Origin of the sequence: Gordonia polyisoprenivorans, from assembly GCF_017654315.1 — a bacterium.
Taxonomy (GTDB): Bacteria; Actinomycetota; Actinomycetes; order Mycobacteriales; family Mycobacteriaceae; genus Gordonia; species Gordonia polyisoprenivorans_A.
On sequence record NZ_CP072203.1, the window covers coordinates 2,323,202 to 2,345,419 of the forward strand.

A 22,218-nucleotide genomic window follows, 5' to 3' on the forward strand; every position below is an offset into this window, starting at 1 on the left:
GCCGGCGACCCCGCCATCAGGCACCATCCTTGCCCCATAAACCTTCTTGTTGTAGGTTTAGGTGACTGCGGGGCGACCTCGTTCCCCCGTCCCGTCCGGCCTACGACAGCCCTTTCGGAGGACCTGCCATGACTACTTCGCTTCCGCGCCAGGACCGCATCCGGCGAGCGCTCGAGTTGCTACGCAACGAGACGACGGACAAATTCGAGGAGATCATCGCGTTCGAACCCGATGAGTTCACCGACCCCGTCCTGGCCAAGGAGGAACGCGACTACATCTTCGGCCGGGTGCCCTCGATCGTGGCGCACAGTTCGGAGCTGGCCAAGGCACACGACTTCATGACCGTGCAGATGCCGCGCAACAACCTCATCGTCGTGCGGCAGAATGACGGCAGCGTGCGCTCGTTCGTCAACCTGTGCCGCCATCGTGGTGCGATGCTCGAGGAGCGCGAGAAGGGCCGGTGCCGGATCTTCTCCTGCGGGTATCACCGGTGGTCCTACGATCCCGACGGCACGCTCCGCACGATCACCCGCGATTCGACCTTCGGCGACATCGACCGCAGTGAGCACGGACTCATCGAGATCCCCACCGAGGAACGCCACGGATTCATCTGGGTCGTCGACAACGCCAAGGCGCAGATCGACGTCGCCGACTGGCTCGGTCCGGAGATCGACGGCATCCTCTCGGAGTATCGCCTCGAGGATTCGGTGTGCTTCCGCGCGGCGGGATTCGACGAGCCGACCAACTGGAAGATCATGCAGGACGCCTTCCTGGACGGCTATCACATCCAGTACGCGCACCCGAACACCGCCGGAAAGATCATCCACACCAACGTCATGGCGTTCGAGGATTTCGGCCGCCACTGCCGGTTCATCGCGCCGCGCAAGTCGATCGACAGGTTCCTCGAAGAGGATCCGGGTGATGCCAACCTCGACAAATACGTCACCGAGACGCACTTCCTGCTCCCCAACAGCACGCTGTTGCGACAGCCGGATCACTTCCAGCTGTTGACCTTCCGGCCACATCCGAGCGATCCGACGAAGTCCCGGATGGAGCAGCGACTGATCGTCCCGACGGTCGAGGACAGTGGTATGCCGCCGGAGAGGTGGGATCGGTTGTGGAACAAGAACTGGGAGATCCTGCTCGCGGTACTGCACAACGAGGACTTCCCACTGCTGCGTCATTCGCAGGTCGGAATGGGCAGCGCCGATGCAGGAGATATGTTGCTGGGCCGCAACGAGATCGCCAATCAGGTCTTTCGCCGTGAAACGAAGAAGCTGGTCGCGCAGGGTCGCGCCGACAACGCATAGCCGGTCGGTACGACGATGATCAAGTACGAATGGCGTGACGGTTTCGACGAGTCGGAGGCCGCCGAACTCCGTGGGCTCCTCGAGCGGGCCGCCGCCTACGACGCCGAGCCCGAGTACAACACCATCGACCCCGACGACGTCGTGGCACGGACGGCCGAGCCGGATCACGTTCGCAATCTGGTCATCTGGATGCTCCCGCGCCCCAATACGCTCGACGGTCCACCGGACCCGGAACGGATCGCCGGGATGATCCGATTCGTGGATCGGGGCGAACACTGGTGGGACGCAACCGTCGTCATCGATCCGGACCTCCGGTCCATCGGGATCATGACCCTGCTGCTGGAACAGGCCGGACTGAACCTGGCCGCCGACGGGGGATGGCTGGGCAGCGGTATCCATCGGGTCCAGGCCTGGGCGCGGGGGAACCATCCGGCGTCCGGGCGGATCGGCGATCGCAATCTCATTCCGCGCACCCGGCGTGTGTGGAAACTGATCCGGCCGCATGACGGTACCGAGTCCGAACAGACGCTCAACACACTGTCGGTTGAGGATGCCCCCGACGTGCTCGCCTACGCGGACCGACTCGAGTCCGGTGGCCAGGCCGCGCAAGCCCGCGCACTGGCCGGTACCCTCGGCGGCGACGGCATCCAGCGGCAGGTGCTGGCCCTGCGTGAGGACAAACAGATCTGCGGCCTCGTCGATCTCGGCCTCGTCGCCCTCGACTCCGAGGAGTACGGGCGGTGTGCACCGGTACGTCATCTGTCGACGCGGACACACGATCGGGCCGCGATCACCACGCTGCTGCTCGGCGCGGCGTCGGCGGCGTCGAAGGCTGGGCTCCACGCGATCCAGATCCACGTCGAATCCACCGACGACGACCTCGTCGGGGTATGCCGTCTCCTCGGATTCCAGCACGATCGGACCGACGTCCGTTACGAATTGCGCTGACACAGAGCGGGATCAGCGAAAACCATGTCCGATTTATCCTAATAGCTTTAGACTACGACCAGCCCCGTCCACACCCCGGTCACCCGCCGGGCGGAAAGCAGAGAGACTCACATGACCGCGACAATCGGAGCAGCCCTCGACTGGTGGGCACGTACCAAGGGGGATGCCACCGCGCTGGTGTTCACCGAGTCCGAGCTGAACTACCGCCAACTCCGCGACTGGACGAGTCGGGTGGCGCGAGCGTTCGTCGACGATCACGGGGTCTCGCGCGGCGATCGGGTCGGTGTCCTGGGCCCGAACTCGCTCGAATGGCCGGTGGCCGCACTCTCGGTGCTGAAGGCCGGTGGTGTGCTCGTCCCGCTGAACAGCCGATACAAGCCGGCCGAACTGCGCAAGATCGCCGACGACGCGGGCATCGGACTCGTGATCGTCGCACCCGGTTTCGAGCAACTCGCCGAGGACACCTCGGCGATCGGTGAATCCTTCGACGTCGTCCGGTACGACGAATTGCAGCGGCTGCGGTCGGGCGAGGCGGACCGGTTCCGGGTCGACCTCGAGCCGGAGGAGCCGACCACCGTGCTGTTCACCAGCGGATCGACCGGCCTGTCCAAGGGGGTCATCCTGACCAACCGGACGCTGTTGTCGATCGTGCTCGAGAACACCCTGACCGAGGAGGGATTCCGGCCCGGCGCAACGACTTTGCTGGTGCTGCCACTGGCGTTCACGCCCGGACTGGTCTACGGACTGCTCATCACCACCGTGCTCGGCGGGAAGCTGATCATCGAGCCCGAACTGAATCCGGGCAACGCCGTGGCGCTGTTGGAGAAGCACTCCGTCAACGCCATCTTCGGGGTGCCGTTGATCTTCGAAGCACTCTCGCGTGCACCGGAATTCGCGACCGCCGACCTCACCTCGATCAAGACCGCGATCGTCGGTGGCGCGGCGGTCCCCACCGATCTGCTCACACGCTGGTCGGACAAGGGTGTACTGCTGCGCCAGATCTACGGGATGACCGAGGCCGGTGGCGTGGCGACCGCGACGATCCGGTCCGAGGCCCTCGAGTTCCCGGACCGGTGTGGCACCGGGTCGATCTTCACCGAGGTGACGGTCTTCAACGACGACGGTGCACCCGCGCAACCCGGTGAGGAAGGTGAACTCGTGGTCCGTGGGCCGGGCGTCACGCCGGGTTACTGGAACGACGAGGAGGCCACGGCCGCCGCCCTACGCAACGGCTGGCTGCACAGTGGGGATCTGGGCGTGATGGATACCGACGGCCGGGTGAAGTTCGTCGACCGACTCAAGGACCTGATCATCTCCGGCGGGATCAACATCTCACCGGTGGAACTCGAGATGGCCATCATGGCGATCGACGGCGTCGAGGAGGTCGCGGTCATCGCCGCCCACGACGACCGGTTCGGTGAGACCCCGGCAGCCATCGTCACCGTCTCGGGCGACGTCGACGCCCAGGCGATCGTTGCGCACTGCGAGAAGGTGCTGGCCGACTTCAAGGTGCCCCGATACGTCGTCGTCCGACAGGATCCGCTGCCGCGACTGCCAAGCGGGAAGATCGCCAAGACCGTCATCCGAGACGAGTACAAGGACGTCGACACCCGGTTCTCGAAGGTGCGCTGATCGGCACACTCCTCTCGCCTGTACCAGGTGAGAGGAGTGTGCAGACATTCGACAGCAGGCGTCTCTTGTATCGTGGAGGTTCGGATACCAGGGACGAAAGGCTGACGTGGCGCGCAGGAAGACGGGCAACGTCCTCAGTGAGGATGTGGACGAAGCCCGCAAGCAGATCATGGTCGCCGCCGAGCGCGTGTTCCAACGGTACGGTGTCGCCAAGACGACCATGGACGACATCGGCCGCGAGGCCGGGGTCTCGCGGCCCACCGTATACCGATATTTCGGGGACCGCGACAGCTTGATCGCGGCGCTGATCGAGCGCCGATCGCGGATGCTCTTCGTCAAGGCCCGCAAATTCCTCCTCGACATGCCGACCTTCTCCGAGCAGCTCGTCGAGGGCCTGATCTACCTGGTCGATCGCGGGCGCAAGGATCCGTTGGTTCGCATCCTGGTCAGTCCCGAACACATGCAGATGGCCGAGCCGCTGGTCGGCAGTTCGGGACTCGCGGCCAGGCTCACCGCGGAGATGTGGGGACCGGTGATCGACCGGGCGATCGAGCGCGGTGAGATCCGCTCCGACCTCGACCGGGAAAAGGTCGCGGAATGGATTGCGCTGGTGCAATTCATCCTCGTCGGCCGGCTGGACTTCGATCGGCCCGATGACCCGGCGCACCGAGAGATGCTGCGCAACTTCGTTCTGCCCGCCTTCGCGCCCGGAGCTGCGGTCGCCTCCGGTCCGGTCGCGTCCGGCGCACCCTCCTCCGACGCCGTGACCGAGGTCCGGTCCTGAGCGCGACCGGTTCCGGGGCTGCAGGGTCCGGGACTGGAGGCTCCGGAACCGGGGGCTCCGCAACGGGGGTCAACGAGGTGGCCGACACCATCCTCGGCGCGGCCGAGATGTGTTTCGAGCGATTCGGGATCACCAAGACGACGATGGAAGACGTGGCCCGTGCGGCGAAGATGTCGCGTGCCACCGTGTACCGGCATTTCTCCGACCGGGAGAGCCTGATCATGGCCTCGGTGACCCGCCGCGCGCGGATGAACATCGAACCCGCGCGGTCCTACATCGCGAACTGCCGGACGCTCGAGGACAAGATCGTCGAGGGCATCGGCCACAACGTGCGTCGTGGTCGGCGTGATCCGATGGTGCACCTGCTCGTCTCGCCGGAGGAGATGACCCTCTCGACGCAACTGCTGTGGCGCTCGGGAACCGCCATCGACCTCACCTACGAACTCTGGGCTCCCATCCTCACCGAAGCGCAGATGCTCGGTGAGATGCGCAAGGACGTCGACGTGCGACTGCTCTGCGAGTGGATCGCCGAGATCGAGATCGCCTACATCAGCCAGACCGACGGTTCCGACGACGCACTGAAACGGTTGCAGGAGAAGGTGCGCCGATTCCTGGTGCCCTCGCTTGTCCCGCAGTGACGGCCCGAACCACCGACATCGTCACAGCACAGTGCCCGGACCGCTGGGTCGGCGGTCCGGGCACGGTCTCTGTGAGAGCGACGGCCCCAGACAATGCGCCTCTCGGCAAACGGCCGCTCGAAGCGGCAAATGGGGTGGGGCCCGGGGCAGACTCTGGGACCGTCGGTTGCATCAACGCCGGTGGAGGCGCGCGGTATTCCCCCCCCGCCGAGTCGACGCAGGCGTCGGTGCCCCAGGATGCCGCGGATCCCTTCGACTGCTCTCTCGTTCTCACCGCAGAGGCCGGTGGCGGCTTGCCGGAACCCGCCCAGCAGATCGAGGCCATCCTCACGCGGTACCGGGACGCAGGCATGACGATGCCGCTGTTGTGGCCGCCGTTTCGCGTTGTTCCCACCTCGGTGAGGATGGACGATTCGACTGACGAACAGTCCTGCCCAGGGTCAACGCGGGCTGACGGCGCCGGTCTGCGCAAACCACTGATGCCAGCGCAGACCGGTCACGATGATCACTGCACCGTGCGGGCGGTGATCGCGATACTGCGGATACTTCCTCGCCAACGCGGTGATCGCAGTCGTGCCCTCCTCGGAGGCGGCGTCGACGACAACAGCGTGACCGTCCACCCGTACCCACCAGAGCTCCCCCCATTCGTCGGAGTAATGGTCGACAAGCACCGACACCCGGGGATTCTCCTCGATGTTCGCCAGGCGTCTGAGGGCTTGGGAGCGTTTGGGTTTGTGGTCGACGCCGGTGACGAGACGCTCGTCGTCGAGTGCGAAGACGATGGGTACCAGATGCGGTGTGCCGTCGGCGCGAGCGGTGGCCAGACGGGCCACGCGCGCCGCGGCGAACGCCCGCACGCAGGCGGTGTCGAAGGACATAAGGTCTACGCTCGCACATCTTCGACACGGCAGTGCGTGATCGTCAGGCACGGCGAGATCGTCAAGCACGCGTTCAGGGCGCGGGCTCACGCCCCGACCAGTTCGCCAACCGCTCGGTGGCGCCCGCCGTGGCACGGGGTCCGACGACGGCGTCGAACGCTACCTCGTCGACGGCGCGGATCTCGGCCGGGATGAATTGCCGTGCGATCGCGAGCGTGGTCTCGGCAAGTGCAGGCTCGGTCTCGGCGTTCTGGCCGGTGGCGACGGCGAGGTCCCAGCCGCGGACCGGGATTTCGTTGACGCAGCCCCACAGCGCCCCGGCACCCGGAGCTTCTCCCCACGGAACGCGTACCGGTGCAACGAGTTTCGCGTTATCTGACCAGAGCGCCACGGCTTGGTCGGTCGCGCTGTTATAGGTGGCGGGATCGTGGTGTTCGTCGGTGCGGACGTCGAAGTCGTCACACGGTGCGGGGGAGTCGAGCTGATCATCGCGAACGTGGACGATCAAGGCGCCGACCCATTGGGTGGCCGCGGTGTAAAAGGGCCGGGGATCTGCGGGCTGGGTGTTGGTCACGACGGAGGTGGGGTTGACGTGACCCCCACCGCGCACGTATCGTATAACTGATTATACGGAATGCGCGCTCGCTTGATCGGTTCGAGATCGGAGAAGTGTGATGAGGGACCCAGTCATCGTGGCGCTGGCGCGGACGCCGGTCGGCAAGCGGGGTGGGGGGCTTTCGGGTGTGCACGCTGTTGATGCCTCCGCCCAGGTGCTGACAGCCCTGGCCGAACGCGCGGGCATTGATCCATCGATCGTCGACGATGTGCACTGGGGCAACGTCATCAGCGTCGGCCAGCAGTCCGGCAACGTTGGCCGCATGGCTGTGCTGGCCGCGAACTGGCCGGAAAGCGTCCCGGGATTCACCATCGATCGCCAGTGTGGCTCCTCGCAGCAGGCCATTTCGACTGCGGCCGCCACCGTGATCTCGGGACAGGCCGATGTGATCGTCGCAGGCGGCGTCGAGATGATGTCGAGCGTCCCGATGGGCGCAGCCACGGTCGAAGGCACCGGCGACATGGGTGGCTCCGCCGTCGACCGTTACGCTGACGCACTCACCGCACCAGGATTCGGCGGGCGTTTCAATCAAGGGGTCGGGGCCGAACTCATCGCACGCGAGTGGAATCTATCGCGCACCCAGTTGGACGAGTATTCGGTTCGGTCCCATGAGCGGGCAGCGAAGGCACAAGACGACGGCGCCTTCGTCGATGAGATCGTGGCGGTTCGAACCGCCGATGGAGTCGTTTCGTCGGATGAAGGAATCCGCCGCGGGTCGACAGTGGAAAAGCTGGGCACACTCAAGACCCCGTTCTTGGAAAATGGCAGTGTCACTGCGGGTAACGCATCTCAGATCTCGGATGGGGCTGCGGCTCTGCTGATCACCACCTCGGAGAAAGCGGCTCAACTCGGGCTCGCGCCGCTTGCCCGTATTCACACCGCGGTGGTCACCGGAGACGACCCGGTCAAGATGCTGACCGGCCCCATTCCCGCAACGCATCTAGCGCTGACGCGGGCTGGTCTGTCCGTCGACGACATCGACGCGTTCGAGGTCAACGAGGCATTCGCATCGGTCCCGCTCGCGTGGCAGGCCGAGACGGGAGCGGTTGATGCTGTGCTCAACCCGCTCGGTGGTGCCATCGCATTGGGGCATCCGCTCGGCGGATCGGGAGCCCGCATCGCCTCGACGCTGATCAGTCACCTCATTCGGACCGGGGGACGATTCGGACTGCAGACGATGTGCGAAGGCGGCGGCACGGCAAACGCGACCATTTACGAAATCCTTCGGTAAGGTAAACACTCGATAGCGCGACGGTTGCGTGAGGCGGCTTGTCGAAGATAGAGACTCGTGCGCGCCTGAATTGGCATTGATTCGTTCTCCGGTCTACGGCGTCGGGTTCTGTCGCTCGGGCGAATAGTTCGTCGATTTCGAAATCGGGTGGGGACTTCGAGCGAGATGTCGACTGAGCATTCGGGCAACTGACCGACGTCGGTGTGGTGAGAGTGATCGCACATTGATTACAACCGCGAGTTGTGAGAATCCGTGGCTGAGTCCGATCATTCGAGTGTTACGCAAGATCGGCGCGACGAATACGCCGCCAGAGACATTCCGCCGCAACTCGGCCCGCTTCCGATCCGTGCTCGGCCGCCTGCCGATCGCCTTCGAGTTGGAATGAGCGAGGAAACTGCTGAATGCAGTGTCGGCCCCGGAGGCGTACCTCAGCGAATTGTTTCGGAATGTCCGCATTGTTTGAGCGTGGCCAGACGCGCACTCTGGGCTCCAAGCTGCAGGTGTGACTCTACGCTGATGGCTTTGCTGGGACCGGCTTTGCTGGGACACGCGCAATGGGCATTGCGCTTCCCGGCGCTCCGAATGAACTCCCGGTGCAATGCCGACGAATGGTTCGTCGGAGTCCGATGGTGAATTTGTCGTCTCGACAACTTCTGGTCGGCACGCGACGTGACGAGCGTGTGCACCGAGGCTACTGGGGAGGGTCCTTGGTGTCGGGGGCAAGCATCCGGCTTCAGGTCTGACCCGGCGGCCGTGACCCTACGCGTTCGGCGTGTGCTGAAAAGTTCTGCTACACATCACAGACGCAGTGCGTTACAGTGTAAAGTAATTGGTGCGGGAGGTCAGCCTCGCCGCCGGCAACCTGATGTGACACTGGTAAAGGAGATCCCATGACGAAGGCGATGCTCGCCACTGAGGCGCGGACAGAGGAAGGGAAGATCTGGGCGCACTCAGGCGACTCTCACCTTATGGAGCCCGACGACCTCTGGACCTCTCGACTTCCCAAGCGGCTGGCGGATCGCGCACCGCGATCGGAACGAGGCGAGAAGTACGAGATTCTTTACATCGACGGCACACAGATCGACCGCCAGCTCAATGACTTCATGGACGCGATGCGGCCGCCGGGCTTCAAAGATCTGAAAATTCGCCTCCAAGACCTTGATCAGGAAGGCGTTCGGTCGCAGTTGGCGTTCCCGTCGATGGGATTCTGGACGTGCAATATCCGCGACGTCGAACTTGAGAATGCGGTTGCCAGGGCCTGGAACGATTGGGCAATGGAAGACGTGATGTCGGCGCAGGACCGAATCTTCGCGCCCGCGATCGTTCCTCTGATGGACGTGGGCAACGCGGTCGCCGAAGCCGAGCGGGCTGCTGAGATGGGTTTCCAGGGTTTGTTCTTCCCATGCGGCATCGACGATGATCGAGCATGGGGTCTGGATCTATGGGAGCCGTTGTGGGCGAAGGCAGAAGAGCTGGGCTTGCCATTGACATTCCATATTGGGACTGGCGCACAGAATGTCGTTTATCGGGGCCCGGGCGGCGCCGTGGTGAACTATATGGAGACCACCTACCCGGGTATGCGCGTTGTCACCCATTTGGTGGCAGGCGGTGCCCTTGACCGTCATCCTGATTTGAAGGTCCTGATCGCCGAGGGTGGGTCCGGTTGGGTTCCAGCCATTGGCGATCGGATGGACGAGGCATATCGGCAGCACGGTATGTTCGTGCGTCCTCGGTTGTCGCGCCTGCCGAGCGAGATCATTCGGCAGCAGGTGTACGCGTCGTTCCAACATGACATCAGTGGTGTTCAGGTCATCGAGGGCACCAAGTACTACAACGTGCTCTGGGGTGACGACTACCCGCATCTCGAAGGCACTTACGGTCACACTCAGGAGACACTGCATACCCTGTTCGACGGTGTCGACACGAGTATCCGGGACCGAGTGCTGCACGGGTCGTTCGAAGAACTGTTCCCAGCGGTGGCCGCGGCGCCGTGACCGACCAAATCGCCGCGTGAAGATCCTCGCCTAGATCCGGCGAGGCCTGGGTGAGGTGGACGTGAAGAAACTGGGCAGGGTCGATACCCTGAGGGACAGCGGTCATCGTGGTCGTTCCTTTCGAGTTGGACGTAGAGAATTCACTCGAAGGATCACCTGATGGCCGCGCTCATCGTGGGAGGTTCGCGGCCACCGGGCAGGTCATACACCACTAAACAAAACGGCTCTTCCTGATTGAGAGTGCCCGAGTGGGTGTGCGAGTCCACTAGATGTGGGTCCGATTCGGTGGTGAGCCGCCGCGCTCGTGGCGGGTCCTGTGGTGTGAAGATGAAAGCTCTCACACACCCATTCGAACACCAACAGGAACCATGACGCAGCGTAGCGCTATTGCCGACACGATTTGCCGCACGATCGAACTCGGCGTCACCATCACCGACGCCGTCATCGACGGCGAAGACCGCACCCACCTGTTTTGCCAGCTCCTGGACCCGAAGGACCGCTGCCCGGCGTGTGAGCGGCCGGGCCGGTTGCGTGATCATGTCGACCGGGAGCTGGCCGATCTGCCGATCGTGGGTCGCCCCACGCGGCTGCATGTGCAGGTTCCGCGCTACACATGTGTGAACGCAGCCTGCGCGACATCGGTGTTCCGGGCTGATCTCACGTCGATCGCCGCGCCACGAGCGCAGGTCACTCGCCGCACCACTACCTGGATCATGCGAGCGATGATCAGCGACAAGATGAGTGTGAAGGCCGTCGCGGCTGCGGTCGGGTTGAGCTGGAACTGAACCGTCCTGGGTCTGGTGGAGACCGTGATCTCACCAGGAGTCGGTATGGGAGCAGCACGAAAGTTTGACCAGGAGACTCGTGAGCGGGCAGTGAGGATGTATCACGATCGGCTGGCCGAGGTCGGTGGCGCGAAGTTGGCGGCGCGGCGCCATGTCGGGGAGATGCTTGACATCAATCCAGCGACGTTGCGGAACTGGATCGGGAAGGACACGCCGGCCGTCTCGACCGCGAGTGCCTCATCGGCGGAGGCGCCGAGTGCTGAGCTGCGCGAGTTGCGCCGCGAGAACGCCGAATTACGCAGAGCCAACGAGATTTTGAAGACAGCGTCAGCGTTTTTCGCGGCGGCGGAGATCGACCGCCGACTGCACTGATCGTCGACTACATCGACGATCACAAGGACCGGTTCGGGGTCGATCCGATCTGCCGGGTACTCACCGAGTACGGAATGCAGATCGCCCCGTCCACCTACTACGCCCGCAAGAAGCGTGGTGTCGTCTCGGCGGCCGCGCTGGCCGAGGCGTACGCCGCACACGAGGTGTTCCGGCAGTTCACCAAGAACTGCAGTGTCTACGGGGTCCGCAAGATGCATCACCAGATGTGGCGAGCAGGACACCCGATGGGTCGCGATCAGGTGGGCCGGCTGATGGGGATCTGCGCCGATCTCCGGAGCTGTCCGGGGTTCTCACCGCACCGTCACCACCCATCGCGATGACAAAGCGCCACGATTCCCGGATCATGTTGACCGGCAATGGGATACACCAGATCGACCGGATCAGTGGTGGGTGGCCGACTTCACCTATGTGTGGACGTTGGCCGGGTTCGTGTACGTGTCGTTTCTCGTCGATGTGTTCTCCCGACGCATCCTCGGGTGGCGGGTCATGACCAGCAAACACACGCCGTTGGTGACCAGTGTGGTCAAGCAAGCGTTGTTCACCCGAAGTAGATCTGTATTCGACTTCACTGCAACAGGTTTGGTGCACCACAGCGACACCGGTTGAACCTGGTCAATATACGTCGTTGGCGTTTACCGCGGCTTTGCAGGAGGCCGACATCACCGGATCCATCGGATCGGTTGGCGATGCCCTCGACAACGCGCTGATGGAATCGACAATCGGGCTCTACAAGACCGAACTCATCAACACCAGTCGCACCTGGACCGACCGCGCCGAGGTCGAACGTGAGACCGCAGCGTATGTGTTCTGGTTCAACACCGACCGCCTGCACTCCTCGCTGGGCTACTGCTCACCCATCGAATACGAGACGCGCTACCGTGAGAGCGCCACCTCCGAGACGGAGGTGGCCTAACCAGGTCTCCACCCAGTCCAGGACGGTTCAGGGATTGTCTGGCTGATATCAACCAGGTGCGTGCCGATCCGGGCGTGTTAGGGCCGGTGGCCTCGGATCCGACGGTGTCGCGGCTGATCTCCACGCTGGCCGCCGATGCGTCGGCGGCTTTGTCGGCGATCAACACCGCCCGCGCCGCCGCCCGCGCGCAGGCGTGGACCGCCGCCGGCGCCGCGGCCCCTAACCATGACCGTGATGTGCGGCATCCGTTGATCATCGATCTCGACGCCACCTTGGTGACCGCACACTCCGACAAAGAGCAGGCCACCCCACACTGGAAGAAGGCTTCGGGTTTCACCCGCTGTGCGCGTTCGCCGACCACCAAGCCGCCGGCACCGGTGAACCACTCGCCATCATGTTGCGGCCCGGTAATGCCGGGTCGAACACCGCTGCTGATCACATCAGCGTCGTCGAGCAGGCCCTGGCCCAAGTACCCGGCATCGACGGTTATCGGGTCGGGAAAGCCGTGTTGATCCGTACCGATTCGGCCGGCGGCACCCACGAATTCCTCGACTATCTGACCAGACGGCGGCTGGCCTACTCGGTCGGGTTCGGACTCACCGAGGCCATCGCCGAGATCATCGACCGACTGTCGCCGCAGGCGTGGACCCCGGCCTACGACGCCGACGGGGTCGAACGCGACGGGGCGTGGGTCGCGGAACTGACGGGCATGCTGGACCTTTCGGGCTGGCCCGAGGGCATGCGGGTGATCGTGCGGAAAGAGAAACCGCATCCGGGCGCGCAGTTGCGGTTCACCGACTCCGACGGCATGCGACTGACCGCGTTCGCCACCAACACACCCCGCGGCCAGCTCGCCGAGCTGGAACTGCGCCACCGCCGGCGTGCGCGTTGCGAGGACCGCATCCGCACCGCCAAAGACTGCGGACTGACGAACCTTCCGCTGCACGGGTTTGATCAGAACCGCATCTGGTGTGCCATCATCGCGCTCGCGTGCGAGGTGATCGCTTGGACCCAGATGCTCGCCTTCGACACCACCCCCGCCCGGCGGTGGGAACCCAAACGGCTACGACTACAAATCTTTTCGATCGCCGCCCGACTGACCCGTCACGCGCGACGGACCCGACTCACACTCGCCGCCACCGCACCCCACCTCCAGTTGCTACTCGACGGGATCGCCCGACTCGCAGCACTTCCCGACCCCGGCTGACCCCCGGCCAGCCTGACCACCGACCGAAAGGACAACGCACTTCGGGGCCGTGAACCCCGACGCCCACCGACGCTCGGCCACACACTCACGGCCCCGGTCCGGAATCCGGTCCTCAGACCACCGCACCGGACCGACTCACGCGGCGGGCGTCACCCCGCGAAACATCGAGGCTAGGGCGTGTTTCCCATATGTGTGGTTCTGATGGGCGCATGCCGTTTTCGTGGCGATGATGACGTCGAGGTATCAAGTGTTCACCGACGAGCAGTGGGCACGGATCGAACCACTGTTGCCGTCGAATGTGGGTAAGCGTGCGCATCCATGTGGTGAACATCGCCGAGTGGTCGAGGGCATGGCCTATCGGTACCGGACCGGAATTCCGTGGCGGGACTTGCCAGTTGAGGTGTTCGGGCCGTGGCAGACGGTGTGGAAACGTCATCGCCGCTATGCCCAGGACGGCACGTGGGACCGTGTGCTCGCGCACGTGCTCGCCGAGGCCGATACGGCTGGGCGGATCGACTGGAGACTGTCGGTGGACGCGACGATCGCGCGTGCGCATCAGGACGCGACGAACACCTCGCGCCCTGATCAGGACACAGGGGGCAGCATCGAATCACAAGAACCCGCCCCGAACGGAGGTGAACCCGCAGGTCACGGGATCGGCAGGTCGCGGGGCGGGTTAACCACGAAAATTCATCGTGCCGTCGACGGGCGGGGACGACCATTGGTCAACATCGTCACTGGCGGCCAACGCAACGATGGCGCGATGCTCGCCGAGGTGCTCGCCGACATCCATGTTCCACGGATCGGTGTCGGTCGTGCGCGGACTCGTCCGGACGCGGTCCTGGCTGACAAGGCCTACGCCACCGGTGTCAATCGAGATATGCTGCGTGACAAGGGGATCAAAACAGTGATTCCGGAGAAGTCCACCCAGGTTACCTCGCGTAAGAAACGAGCGAGCAAGGGTGGCCGACCACCCGCCTTCGACTCCGACCTCTACAAGGGCCGCAACGTCGTCGAGCGCTCATTCGCATGGTCCAAGCAATGGCGGGGACTGGCCACCCGATACGACAAACTCGCCATCACCTACCGGGCCGGTGTGACACTGAACGCGATCCTCAACTGGCTACAGCACTTGGGAGACACGCCCTAGCTACACATAAGGCAAGTGCAATGGCTGTGATCAATTCAATATATGGTTCGCCGCCTCTACGGCATCGGGTCAAGTGCCTTGTGGATATGGCGTCGGGAGTTGCGCGTCCTGGGGCCGAGACTACTCCTGGCCGGCTTCCGTCGCGGCGTCCCTGATCCTCGCCCGTAAACCGTCGATGAGCGAGTCGATGCCGAAGCTGTAGTAGTCGGCGCCATGGAGCTCATCGAGATGCGCCGTGACTCGCGCCAGCGTGGGTGGCAACTCGGCGTCGTCCTTGTTCTCGACCGCGACCGTCACTTGATAGCGACCGAAGAGGTACGTGTGGATCATCGCGTATGCCAGTAGCACCTGTCGTTCCGGCAATCCGGCGCTGAGCATGATCTCCATCATCGCGTCGACGATGTGTTGGTGGGAATGCAGCATGCGCTGCAACAGCAATCCAGCGCTGTCGGGCTGCTTTCTCAACCTGCGATCGATGTTGTCGATGAGGGCACGTAGCCGAACGTCCCACGTCCCGGTGTCGGGAATCTCGACGTCGGCCAAGGTCGCGCGGGCAACGAGATCGAGAAGAGCTTGTTTGTCGGCGACATAGGAATAGACGGCCATTTGCGAACGGCCCAGCTCCCGCGACAGGCGACGCATAGAGAGTGCATCGAGGCCCTCAGCACGGATGACCGCCACGGCGGCCTCCACGATCTGGTCTTCACTCAGGGTCGGCGGCCGGCCCTTGGCGCGCAGAGTCCGCCGCGGGGCAGCAGAAACGTCTCCTTTGCCCTGGTGCCCAGTCACAGGCGAAGTCTACCCAGAGCGCATCTGCTTTGATTGCGGCCACTCGAGGTCGGCCAGCATAAGCATTACGGTGTAAGGTGGCGGGCGTGCGGTAGACGCGCGCGAGATCCGGTTCGCGCGGTGCCAGAAGTCATTTGGTGTTCCTTCAGAGTCGGGGTCTAGGACGGCTAGCCGAACTCCTCGACTGCGAGCGATCCCTTGCGCGCGCAGTCCGGGTCCAATCCAGCTCGGGTCCTCGTCGGAGCCCGGCCATGGGCGTCACGAAATGCCCAGCTTTTAGTCCCAATAGTGCAATTTTTGATCTGATACGAGGGCCTCGGAGTTTCGTCAGGTGATGTCGGGAGTCCGATATCCAGCGCCGTACAGGACAAACTGCGCGAGCATCGCCGTGATCGATGATCGGTCGGTCGAGCGCGGAAACAGGTCATTGCCGCTCATAGTTGCCCCGAGCACCACTGCCAACGTCAAGCGCACCGTGTCCTTGAGGTTGCCTCTCGCGCTGCTGTTGTTCGCGGCTGAATACCGATTGATTCCGCGAACGAGGGCATCGAGGCAGGCGTCGAATGCCGGCTCGGCGTCGAGGCCAACGTCCTCGGAAGCATCTGCAGCCAGTGAGATGAGAATTCGGCGGTTCGCCATGCACAGGTCGTAAAGCCCGCTGACGAAGCGTTCGGTCACGTCGGTCGGGCCTTCGTCGGGATTCGATGCGATAGAACTCGCGAACTCGTACATGTACCGGACCACCGGGCCGGCTGCGGCCACCTGGAACAATTCGGCCTTGGACGAAAAGTGACGGAATACCATGGATTCGGTGACGCCGGCTCGTTCGGCGATGGATCGAATGCTGGCACCCGCGAGGCCGGTGCAGGCGAACTCTTCGTAGGCCGCGTCGCGGATCAGCGAAAGTACCTCGGCGCTCGACCGTCGTTTGCGTGCGGTGTCTGACGTCACGCCTCGATGATCGCATGGACGCCAACGCGAAGGGGTCGGGCTTGCCTGGGGGCGAATGCCTGCGTGGTGATTCCTGACTCATCTCATTTTCGTTGGATCCGTGATTCGCGGCGCCGTGAACTGGGGTGATGGGTCTGCAGATGGACGCTTACAGGTGGTGTTCAGGCTCGTGGGTTTGGCGTTCGTGCGGACGGTGAAGACGAAGTTCGGGGGCCACCACTGTCCAGATCGTGTACTCCAATCGTGGTGGTGCCCGCAGGATCGAACACATCGGTTCCGGTCACGACGAACACAAGGTGGCGGCACTGAAGGCGGCGGCAGCAGCTCGGCTGTCCCAGGGCAGCAGCAACTGGATCTGGGGATCGCCGCGGTTGATGGGACCGGGTCGCTCCCGATTGCCAGTTCCCGGATGGTGGTACTGCTCGATGCGTTGACCGGAATCTACGACGAACTGGGATTCACGGGAGAGACCAATGGCAACAGAGCGTTCGGTGATCTCATATTGGCCAGGATCATCGAACTGATGAGCAAACGCGATTCGCTACGGGTACCGGCCGAATCGGGTGTCGACCCACCCTCGTATGCCACCATCACCCGACACCTGCGTACGTTCGCCGAGCCGCGGTGGCAACGCGAGTTGTCGCGAGCGTGCGCGGAGCACGCCCGCCTGGGGCCGGCGACGCTGTGTTTGTACGACGTCATCACGCTCTATTTCGAGACCGACAAGGCCGACGGGATTCAGGAACCTGGGTTCTCCAAGGAACGTTGCCTGGAGCCGCAGATTACGGTCGGGTTGTTGATCGACGCATCAGGGTTTCCGCTCATGATGGAGGCGTTCGAGGGCAACAAGGCGGACACGTTGACGATGATGCCGACGTTGACAACGTTCATGACCGCCCACCAGCTCACCGACGTGACGGTGGTCGCTGATGCTGGAATGATCTCCTCGGCCAACATGAAGACCATCGAGGATGCTGGGCTGTCGTTCATTGTGGTGAGAAGATCCCGACCATTCCTTATCTGATCAGCAAGTGGCACAAGGACAATCCGGAATCGATTCCGCCGGACGGGTTGGCATTGACTCAGTGGCTACCCGCGAACTCGAAGACCAGAAGACCAGTTGCCGTCAGAATCGGGTGGTGTACTACCGCTACAGCGCCGATCAAGCCCGTCGGAGTCTCCGTGGCATCAACGAGCAGTTGGACAAGGCGGAGACGGCGGTGGCGGGCAAGATTCCGGTCAAGCGCAACCGGCGCGGACAGGAGCGTCAACACTGCACTGGCGACGATCGCGAAGACCCTTGCCGGGTGGAAGGCGTACGCGAAGAACATCGACTCTCCCACAGCAGATTTCGCGATCGTCTCCTACCATCAGCTGCGGCGGATCGAAAAATCGTTCCGGATGTCGAAGTCCGATCTGGCCGCGCGCCCGATCTTCCACCACCTCGAAGGATCGATCCATGCGCACCTGACGATCGTGTTCGCCGCCCTCGCGGTCACCCGGATCGTCGAAGCCCGCACCGGATGGTCGATCAAGAAGTTCGTCACCACCGCTCACCGCTATCGAACTATCGAGATCCAAGCCGCCGGCCAGACGATCACCGCCGCGGACGCACTCCCAGACGACCTGGCCCAAGCCATTCGCGACCTCGCCCCCAACGTGGACATTAGTTAATTGAGCTAGGGCGTGTCTCTTTATTGTGTGAGGGTTTGAGTGCAGAGTCGGATTCCGGCGAGAAGGACTGTGCCGCGGTAGGTTAGGGCGAGTTTGTCGTAGCGGGTAGCGACTGCGCGCCATTGCTTGATGCGGTTGAAGAGGCGCTCAACGACGTTGCGGCCCTTGTGGGCTTCTTTGTCCAAGGAAATCGGTCGGCCTCCGTCGGAGCCCTTGTTCTTGCGGTGGGCGATCTGATCGTCGCGTTGCGGGATGACGGCCTTGATGCCGCGTCGGCGCAGGTTTTCGCGATGGGCACGCCCGCAGTAGGCCTTGTCGGCCAGCACCGCATCGGCCGGGTTTGTGGCCGACCACGTCCTGGGCGGGCGACCTTGAGTTGGTCGAGCAAGGGCTCGAGCATAGGCGAATCACCACCCTGACCTGGACCGCACAAGACCACCAGCGGTAGTCCACGTCCGTCGACCAGGGCATGGACTGTGCAGTTCATGCCGCCGCGTGAGCGGCCCAGCGCGTGGTCAGCCGGCTCGTTGCCACGATTGGTGTAATTCGACAGATCCCCCTGTGTGGCGCGGGAGGTTCGTGGCGTGCTGGTGGGCGCGGGCGACGGTGGAATCGACCGAGACCGACCATTCCAGCACCTCGCGTTGAACCGTCCTGGGTCTGGTGGAGACCGTGATCTCACCAGGAGAATGTCGGTATGGGAGCAGCACGAAAGTTTGACCAGGAGACTCGTGAGCGGGCAGTGAGGATGTATCACGATCGGCTGGCCGAGGTCGGTGGCGCGAAGTTGGCGGCGCGGCGCCATGTCGGGGAGATGCTTGACATCAATCCAGCGACGTTGCGGAACTGGATCGGGAAGGACACGCCGGCCGTCTCGACCGCGAGTGCCTCATCGGCGGAGGCGCCGAGTGCTGAGCTGCGCGAGTTGCGCCGCGAGAACGCCGAATTACGCAGAGCCAACGAGATTTTGAAGACAGCGTCAGCGTTTTTCGCGGCGGCGGAGATCGACCGCCGACTGCACTGATCGTCGACTACATCGACGATCACAAGGACCGGTTCGGGGTCGATCCGATCTGCCGGGTACTCACCGAGTACGGAATGCAGATCGCCCCGTCCACCTACTACGCCCGCAAGAAGCGTGGTGTCGTCTCGGCGGCCGCGCTGGCCGAGGCGTACGCCGCACACGAGGTGTTCCGGCAGTTCACCAAGAACTGCAGTGTCTACGGGGTCCGCAAGATGCATCACCAGATGTGGCGAGCAGGACACCCGATGGGTCGCGATCAGGTGGGCCGGCTGATGGGGATCTGCGCCGATCTCCGGAGCTGTCCGGGGTTCTCACCGCACCGTCACCACCCATCGCGATGACAAAGCGCCACGATTCCCGGATCATGTTGACCGGCAATGGGATACACCAGATCGACCGGATCAGTGGTGGGTGGCCGACTTCACCTATGTGTGGACGTTGGCCGGGTTCGTGTACGTGTCGTTTCTCGTCGATGTGTTCTCCCGACGCATCCTCGGGTGGCGGGTCATGACCAGCAAACACACGCCGTTGGTGACCAGTGTGGTCAAGCAAGCGTTGTTCACCCGAAGTAGATCTGTATTCGACTTCACTGCAACAGGTTTGGTGCACCACAGCGACACCGGTTGAACCTGGTCAATATACGTCGTTGGCGTTTACCGCGGCTTTGCAGGAGGCCGACATCACCGGATCCATCGGATCGGTTGGCGATGCCCTCGACAACGCGCTGATGGAATCGACGATCGGGCTCTACAAGACCGAACTCATCAACACCAGTCGCACCTGGACCGACCGCGCCGAGGTCGAACGTGAGACCGCAGCGTATGTGTTCTGGTTCAACACCGACCGCCTGCACTCCTCGCTGGACTACTGCTCACCCATCGAATACGAGACGCGCTACCGTGAGAGCGTCACCTCTGAGACGGAGGTGGCCTAACCAGGTCTCCACCCAGTCCAGGACGGTTCACGTGCGTCGGCATCGGCGGCCAGCACGGCCAGAATCTTGTCATAGGTGCCATCACCGCTATAGCGGCGATGGCGTTTCCACACCGTTTGCCACGGCCCGAACTCCGCGGGCAGATCACGACACGGGCATCCCGTGCGCGCCCGATACACAATTCCCTCGATCACCTGCCGATGATCACGAAAAGGACGTCCCCGCATACCATCCGACGACGGCAAGACGGCTTCGAGCAGCAGCCACTGCTCATCGGTGAACACCTGAAATCTCGACACACCCAAAATCATGCGCCACAACAGCACTCAGAATTTGGAGACACGCCCCAATAGACATAACAGTATCGAGTTGTCTTTGCGTACCGAAGTTGCGTCCGATCCGGCGGTCTGGTCCCGACGCTGATGATCGACCTTATGGAACGTGGGAGCGCAACGGCGGCCGAGTTCGCGTCGGTCATCTCTGTGGTCGGTGGGACCATCTTGTATGTCGTTGAACGTGTGGATGATCCGATGTTGGTCCATCTAACGACGATCGTGGAAGTCGAGAAGCGCGAATCGAATTATGTTCTCCGCCAGGCATTCGCGTCTAAGTCCTTCTCGTTCGCCGGCCAGCCGATGGGCGCTGTCTTGAAACGTAAGGTCACCGAGGACCGGGGTGCCGCGGTGATCAGCTACACCGGCGTGGGCGACACCGGGACCACCAGGGAGGGGACGGGTTTCGACGCCTTTCAGTCGCGGGAGGACACCCTCTACCCCGAGGTGTTCGACGTCGCATCGGGCGAGCGCTGCCTGCAGGGCAGGTCGGCGAGCGGCCGCCACCGATCTCGAACAACCGTGCCGCACCTCACATCCAGTTTCTGCTCCGGTGACCTGGCGCGACTGACCACCAAACCCTCATCGATGGCCGCACCCACGCCCGGATGTGGATCGCTGGTCGTACCGGCGACGTGACGGCGGTCGACGGCAAAGCCGTTGTCGTCAGCGATGTCTGGGAGATCGTCGAAGAATAGCCAAAGCCTAGTACTACAGCCGTAGATAGCTGTCGCTGAGGTTGTGTGGCGTGTTTGCTCTGGTCAGGACGGCTGCCGGGGCATGATTCAGAATTTGTGAAGAAACCAAATACGCCCGCGGCAGCCGCAGGTTTGAGGGTAGACCATCAACGGTGGCAGTCGGGCTTGGACGTGCTGATCGATCAGATTGCACCGCGGTTCGCGCGGTGCGAGGCTGCCCGTAATGCGGGCGCGTTCGTGTTGTCGGTCCTCTCGGCGATCGACTCCAAGAATTGTTGGACGATGGCTGAGCCGTCGGGGCACTCGACACCGGACAGATTGCAGAACTTGCTGTCTCGGGCTAAGTGGGATGCTGATGACATCAGTGCGGACCTGCGTGCGATGGTCATCGACGCGTTCGCCGAACCCGACGCAATCCTGGTCGTCGATGAGACCGGTGATGTGAAGAAGGGAACTAAAACTGTGGGGTGCAACGACAGTACTGGGGCACGGCGGGCCGGATAGAGAACTGGCAGGTGGCGGTGTATATGACCTACACCAGCTCCAAGGGCCACGCTCTGATCGACCGCGCCCTCGATGCCGACGTACCCGCTGGCTGGGTCGCCGGCGACGAGGTCTACGGCGTGGACCCGAATCTCCGAACCGTGGTGCAGCAACGCCAGATCGGGTATGTACTGGCGATCTCCAAGGATCGACGCATCCCCACCGATACTGGTGAGCAGTGTGTCGCCGACATCGCCTCCACCATGCCCACCAGCGCCTGGCAACGCCTCTCAGCCGGAACCGGCACCAAAGGCGATCGTCTCTACTCGTGGGCATGGGGCACTTCCACCGAGACCCCCGCCCGTGGCGGTCAGTGTTCGGTACTCATCCGCCGCAACGACGAGACCGGCGAGGTGGCGTCCTACCGCTGCTACAGCCCCCGGCCAGCCACCCTCGCCGCCCTGGTGCGGGTAGCCGGACGACGCTGGACGGTGGAGGAATCGTTTCAGACCAGCAAAGGGTTGACCGGCCCGGATCAGCATCAGGTCCGCACCTGGACCTCGTGGCACCGCTGGACCATCCTGGTGATGTTCGCCCACGCCTTCCTGGCTGTCACCACCGCGACTCAACGCCGCACCGAACACCCCAATCCCGCATTGATCCGGTTGAGTGTCAACGAATTTCGCCGCTTGTTCATCACACTGATGCTCGCGCCCCTGCACACCACCCGCGACCGGATACTCGACTGGTCACTCTGGCGACGACGACACCAACGAAGAGCCCAACAATGCCATCAAAGCCGCAGGTCAACGCAACAATGAACCCGATCTACGGCTGTAGTACCAGGGCGTGTT

At 63.2% G+C, this 22,218-nt stretch carries 15 protein-coding genes, 6 pseudogenes and 2 other annotated features; of the genes and pseudogenes, 15 read left to right on the plus strand and 6 right to left on the minus strand.

Features of this window, described 5'->3' with window-relative positions; all coding sequences use genetic code 11:
• Positions 1–128 precede the first annotated feature (128 nt).
• The 5 genes from J6U32_RS10370 to J6U32_RS10390 all read left to right on the plus strand — a co-directional run bounded on the left by J6U32_RS10370 (position 129) and on the right by J6U32_RS10390 (position 5,312).
• Positions 129–1,310: an aromatic ring-hydroxylating oxygenase subunit alpha gene (locus J6U32_RS10370; protein ID WP_208795268.1), complete on the plus strand. Its 1,182-nt coding sequence runs from the start codon at positions 129–131 to the stop codon at positions 1,308–1,310.
• A gap of 15 nt (positions 1,311–1,325) precedes the next feature.
• A complete protein-coding gene (locus J6U32_RS10375; RefSeq protein WP_208795269.1) occupies positions 1,326–2,258 on the plus strand; it encodes an N-acetyltransferase in 933 nt (310 codons plus the stop codon).
• 111 nt (positions 2,259–2,369) lie between these two features.
• Positions 2,370–3,890: a class I adenylate-forming enzyme family protein gene (locus J6U32_RS10380; RefSeq protein ID WP_208795270.1), complete on the plus strand. Its 1,521-nt coding sequence runs from the start codon at positions 2,370–2,372 to the stop codon at positions 3,888–3,890.
• A gap of 106 nt (positions 3,891–3,996) precedes the next feature.
• Complete coding sequence (locus J6U32_RS10385; protein ID WP_208795271.1) at positions 3,997–4,674, plus strand: TetR/AcrR family transcriptional regulator; 678 nt, start codon at positions 3,997–3,999, stop codon at positions 4,672–4,674.
• Positions 4,675–4,751: 77 nt separating this feature from the next.
• The gene (locus J6U32_RS10390) at positions 4,752–5,312 is read left to right on the plus strand and encodes a TetR/AcrR family transcriptional regulator (RefSeq protein WP_208795272.1); all 561 of its coding nucleotides are present in this window, start codon (positions 4,752–4,754) and stop codon (positions 5,310–5,312) included.
• 440 nt (positions 5,313–5,752) lie between these two features.
• Here J6U32_RS10390 and J6U32_RS10395 read toward each other — a convergent pair whose 3' ends face one another.
• Together J6U32_RS10395 and J6U32_RS10400 are read right to left on the minus strand one after the other, a co-directional pair.
• A complete protein-coding gene (locus tag J6U32_RS10395; protein ID WP_208795273.1) occupies positions 5,753–6,190 on the minus strand; it encodes a TIGR03668 family PPOX class F420-dependent oxidoreductase in 438 nt (145 codons plus the stop codon).
• Between the two features lie 73 nt (positions 6,191–6,263).
• Positions 6,264–6,764 (minus strand): TIGR03086 family protein, encoded by a 501-nt coding sequence (locus tag J6U32_RS10400; RefSeq protein WP_208795274.1) that lies wholly within the window; start codon positions 6,762–6,764, stop codon positions 6,264–6,266.
• A gap of 100 nt (positions 6,765–6,864) precedes the next feature.
• Here J6U32_RS10400 and J6U32_RS10405 point away from each other — a divergent pair, with 100 nt between their 5' ends.
• The 6 genes and pseudogenes from J6U32_RS10405 (at position 6,865) to J6U32_RS10430 (ending at position 14,479) form a co-directional block, all read left to right on the plus strand.
• On the plus strand, positions 6,865–8,037 hold the full coding sequence (locus J6U32_RS10405; protein ID WP_208795275.1) for a thiolase family protein: 1,173 nt from the start codon (positions 6,865–6,867) through the stop codon (positions 8,035–8,037).
• An 890-nt stretch (positions 8,038–8,927) separates the two neighbouring features.
• Positions 8,928–10,031: an amidohydrolase family protein gene (locus J6U32_RS10410; RefSeq protein ID WP_208795276.1), complete on the plus strand. Its 1,104-nt coding sequence runs from the start codon at positions 8,928–8,930 to the stop codon at positions 10,029–10,031.
• Between the two features lie 368 nt (positions 10,032–10,399).
• A pseudogene (locus J6U32_RS10415) lies at positions 10,400–10,813 on the plus strand (helix-turn-helix domain-containing protein); the annotation flags it as partial.
• 48 nt (positions 10,814–10,861) lie between these two features.
• Positions 10,862–12,122 (plus strand): annotated as a pseudogene (locus J6U32_RS10420) (IS3 family transposase).
• Positions 11,146–11,277 (plus strand) — a sequence feature (AL1L pseudoknot). It overlaps the preceding pseudogene by 132 nt.
• Positions 12,123–12,154: 32 nt before the next feature.
• A pseudogene (locus J6U32_RS10425) lies at positions 12,155–13,329 on the plus strand (IS1380 family transposase); the annotation flags it as partial.
• Positions 13,330–13,558: 229 nt separating this feature from the next.
• The gene (locus tag J6U32_RS10430) at positions 13,559–14,479 is read left to right on the plus strand and encodes an IS5 family transposase (protein WP_208796052.1); all 921 of its coding nucleotides are present in this window, start codon (positions 13,559–13,561) and stop codon (positions 14,477–14,479) included.
• 120 nt (positions 14,480–14,599) lie between these two features.
• Here the strand turns inward: J6U32_RS10430 and J6U32_RS10435 are convergent, their stop codons facing one another.
• Positions 14,600–15,268 carry a TetR family transcriptional regulator gene (locus J6U32_RS10435; RefSeq protein ID WP_244332778.1) on the minus strand — a complete coding sequence of 223 codons (669 nt, stop codon included), beginning with the start codon at positions 15,266–15,268 and terminating at the stop codon, positions 14,600–14,602.
• A gap of 327 nt (positions 15,269–15,595) precedes the next feature.
• Complete coding sequence (locus J6U32_RS10440; RefSeq protein ID WP_208795277.1) at positions 15,596–16,219, minus strand: TetR/AcrR family transcriptional regulator; 624 nt, start codon at positions 16,217–16,219, stop codon at positions 15,596–15,598.
• Between the two features lie 175 nt (positions 16,220–16,394).
• Between J6U32_RS10440 and J6U32_RS10445 the strand changes: the two are divergent.
• Positions 16,395–17,893, plus strand: a pseudogene (locus J6U32_RS10445) (IS1634 family transposase).
• Positions 17,894–17,913: 20 nt separating this feature from the next.
• Here J6U32_RS10445 and J6U32_RS10450 read toward each other — a convergent pair.
• On the minus strand, positions 17,914–18,219 hold the full coding sequence (locus J6U32_RS10450) for a transposase (protein ID WP_208795278.1): 306 nt from the start codon (positions 18,217–18,219) through the stop codon (positions 17,914–17,916).
• 371 nt (positions 18,220–18,590) lie between these two features.
• Here J6U32_RS10450 and J6U32_RS10455 point away from each other — a divergent pair.
• Positions 18,591–19,851, plus strand: a pseudogene (locus J6U32_RS10455) (IS3 family transposase).
• Positions 18,875–19,006 (plus strand) — a sequence feature (AL1L pseudoknot). It overlaps the preceding pseudogene by 132 nt.
• Here the strand turns inward: J6U32_RS10455 and J6U32_RS10460 are convergent.
• The gene (locus J6U32_RS10460) at positions 19,848–20,162 is read right to left on the minus strand and encodes a transposase (protein ID WP_208795279.1); all 315 of its coding nucleotides are present in this window, start codon (positions 20,160–20,162) and stop codon (positions 19,848–19,850) included. The pseudogene J6U32_RS10455 and the gene J6U32_RS10460 sit on opposite strands and share 4 nt — an antisense overlap.
• Positions 20,163–20,381: 219 nt before the next feature.
• Between J6U32_RS10460 and J6U32_RS10465 the strand changes: the two genes are divergently transcribed.
• Positions 20,382–20,822, plus strand: a complete 441-nt coding sequence (locus tag J6U32_RS10465; RefSeq protein ID WP_208795281.1) for a hypothetical protein — start codon at positions 20,382–20,384, stop codon at positions 20,820–20,822.
• Between the two features lie 236 nt (positions 20,823–21,058).
• Positions 21,059–22,185: pseudogene (locus tag J6U32_RS10470) on the plus strand (IS701 family transposase).
• Positions 22,186–22,218: the final 33 nt, after the last annotated feature.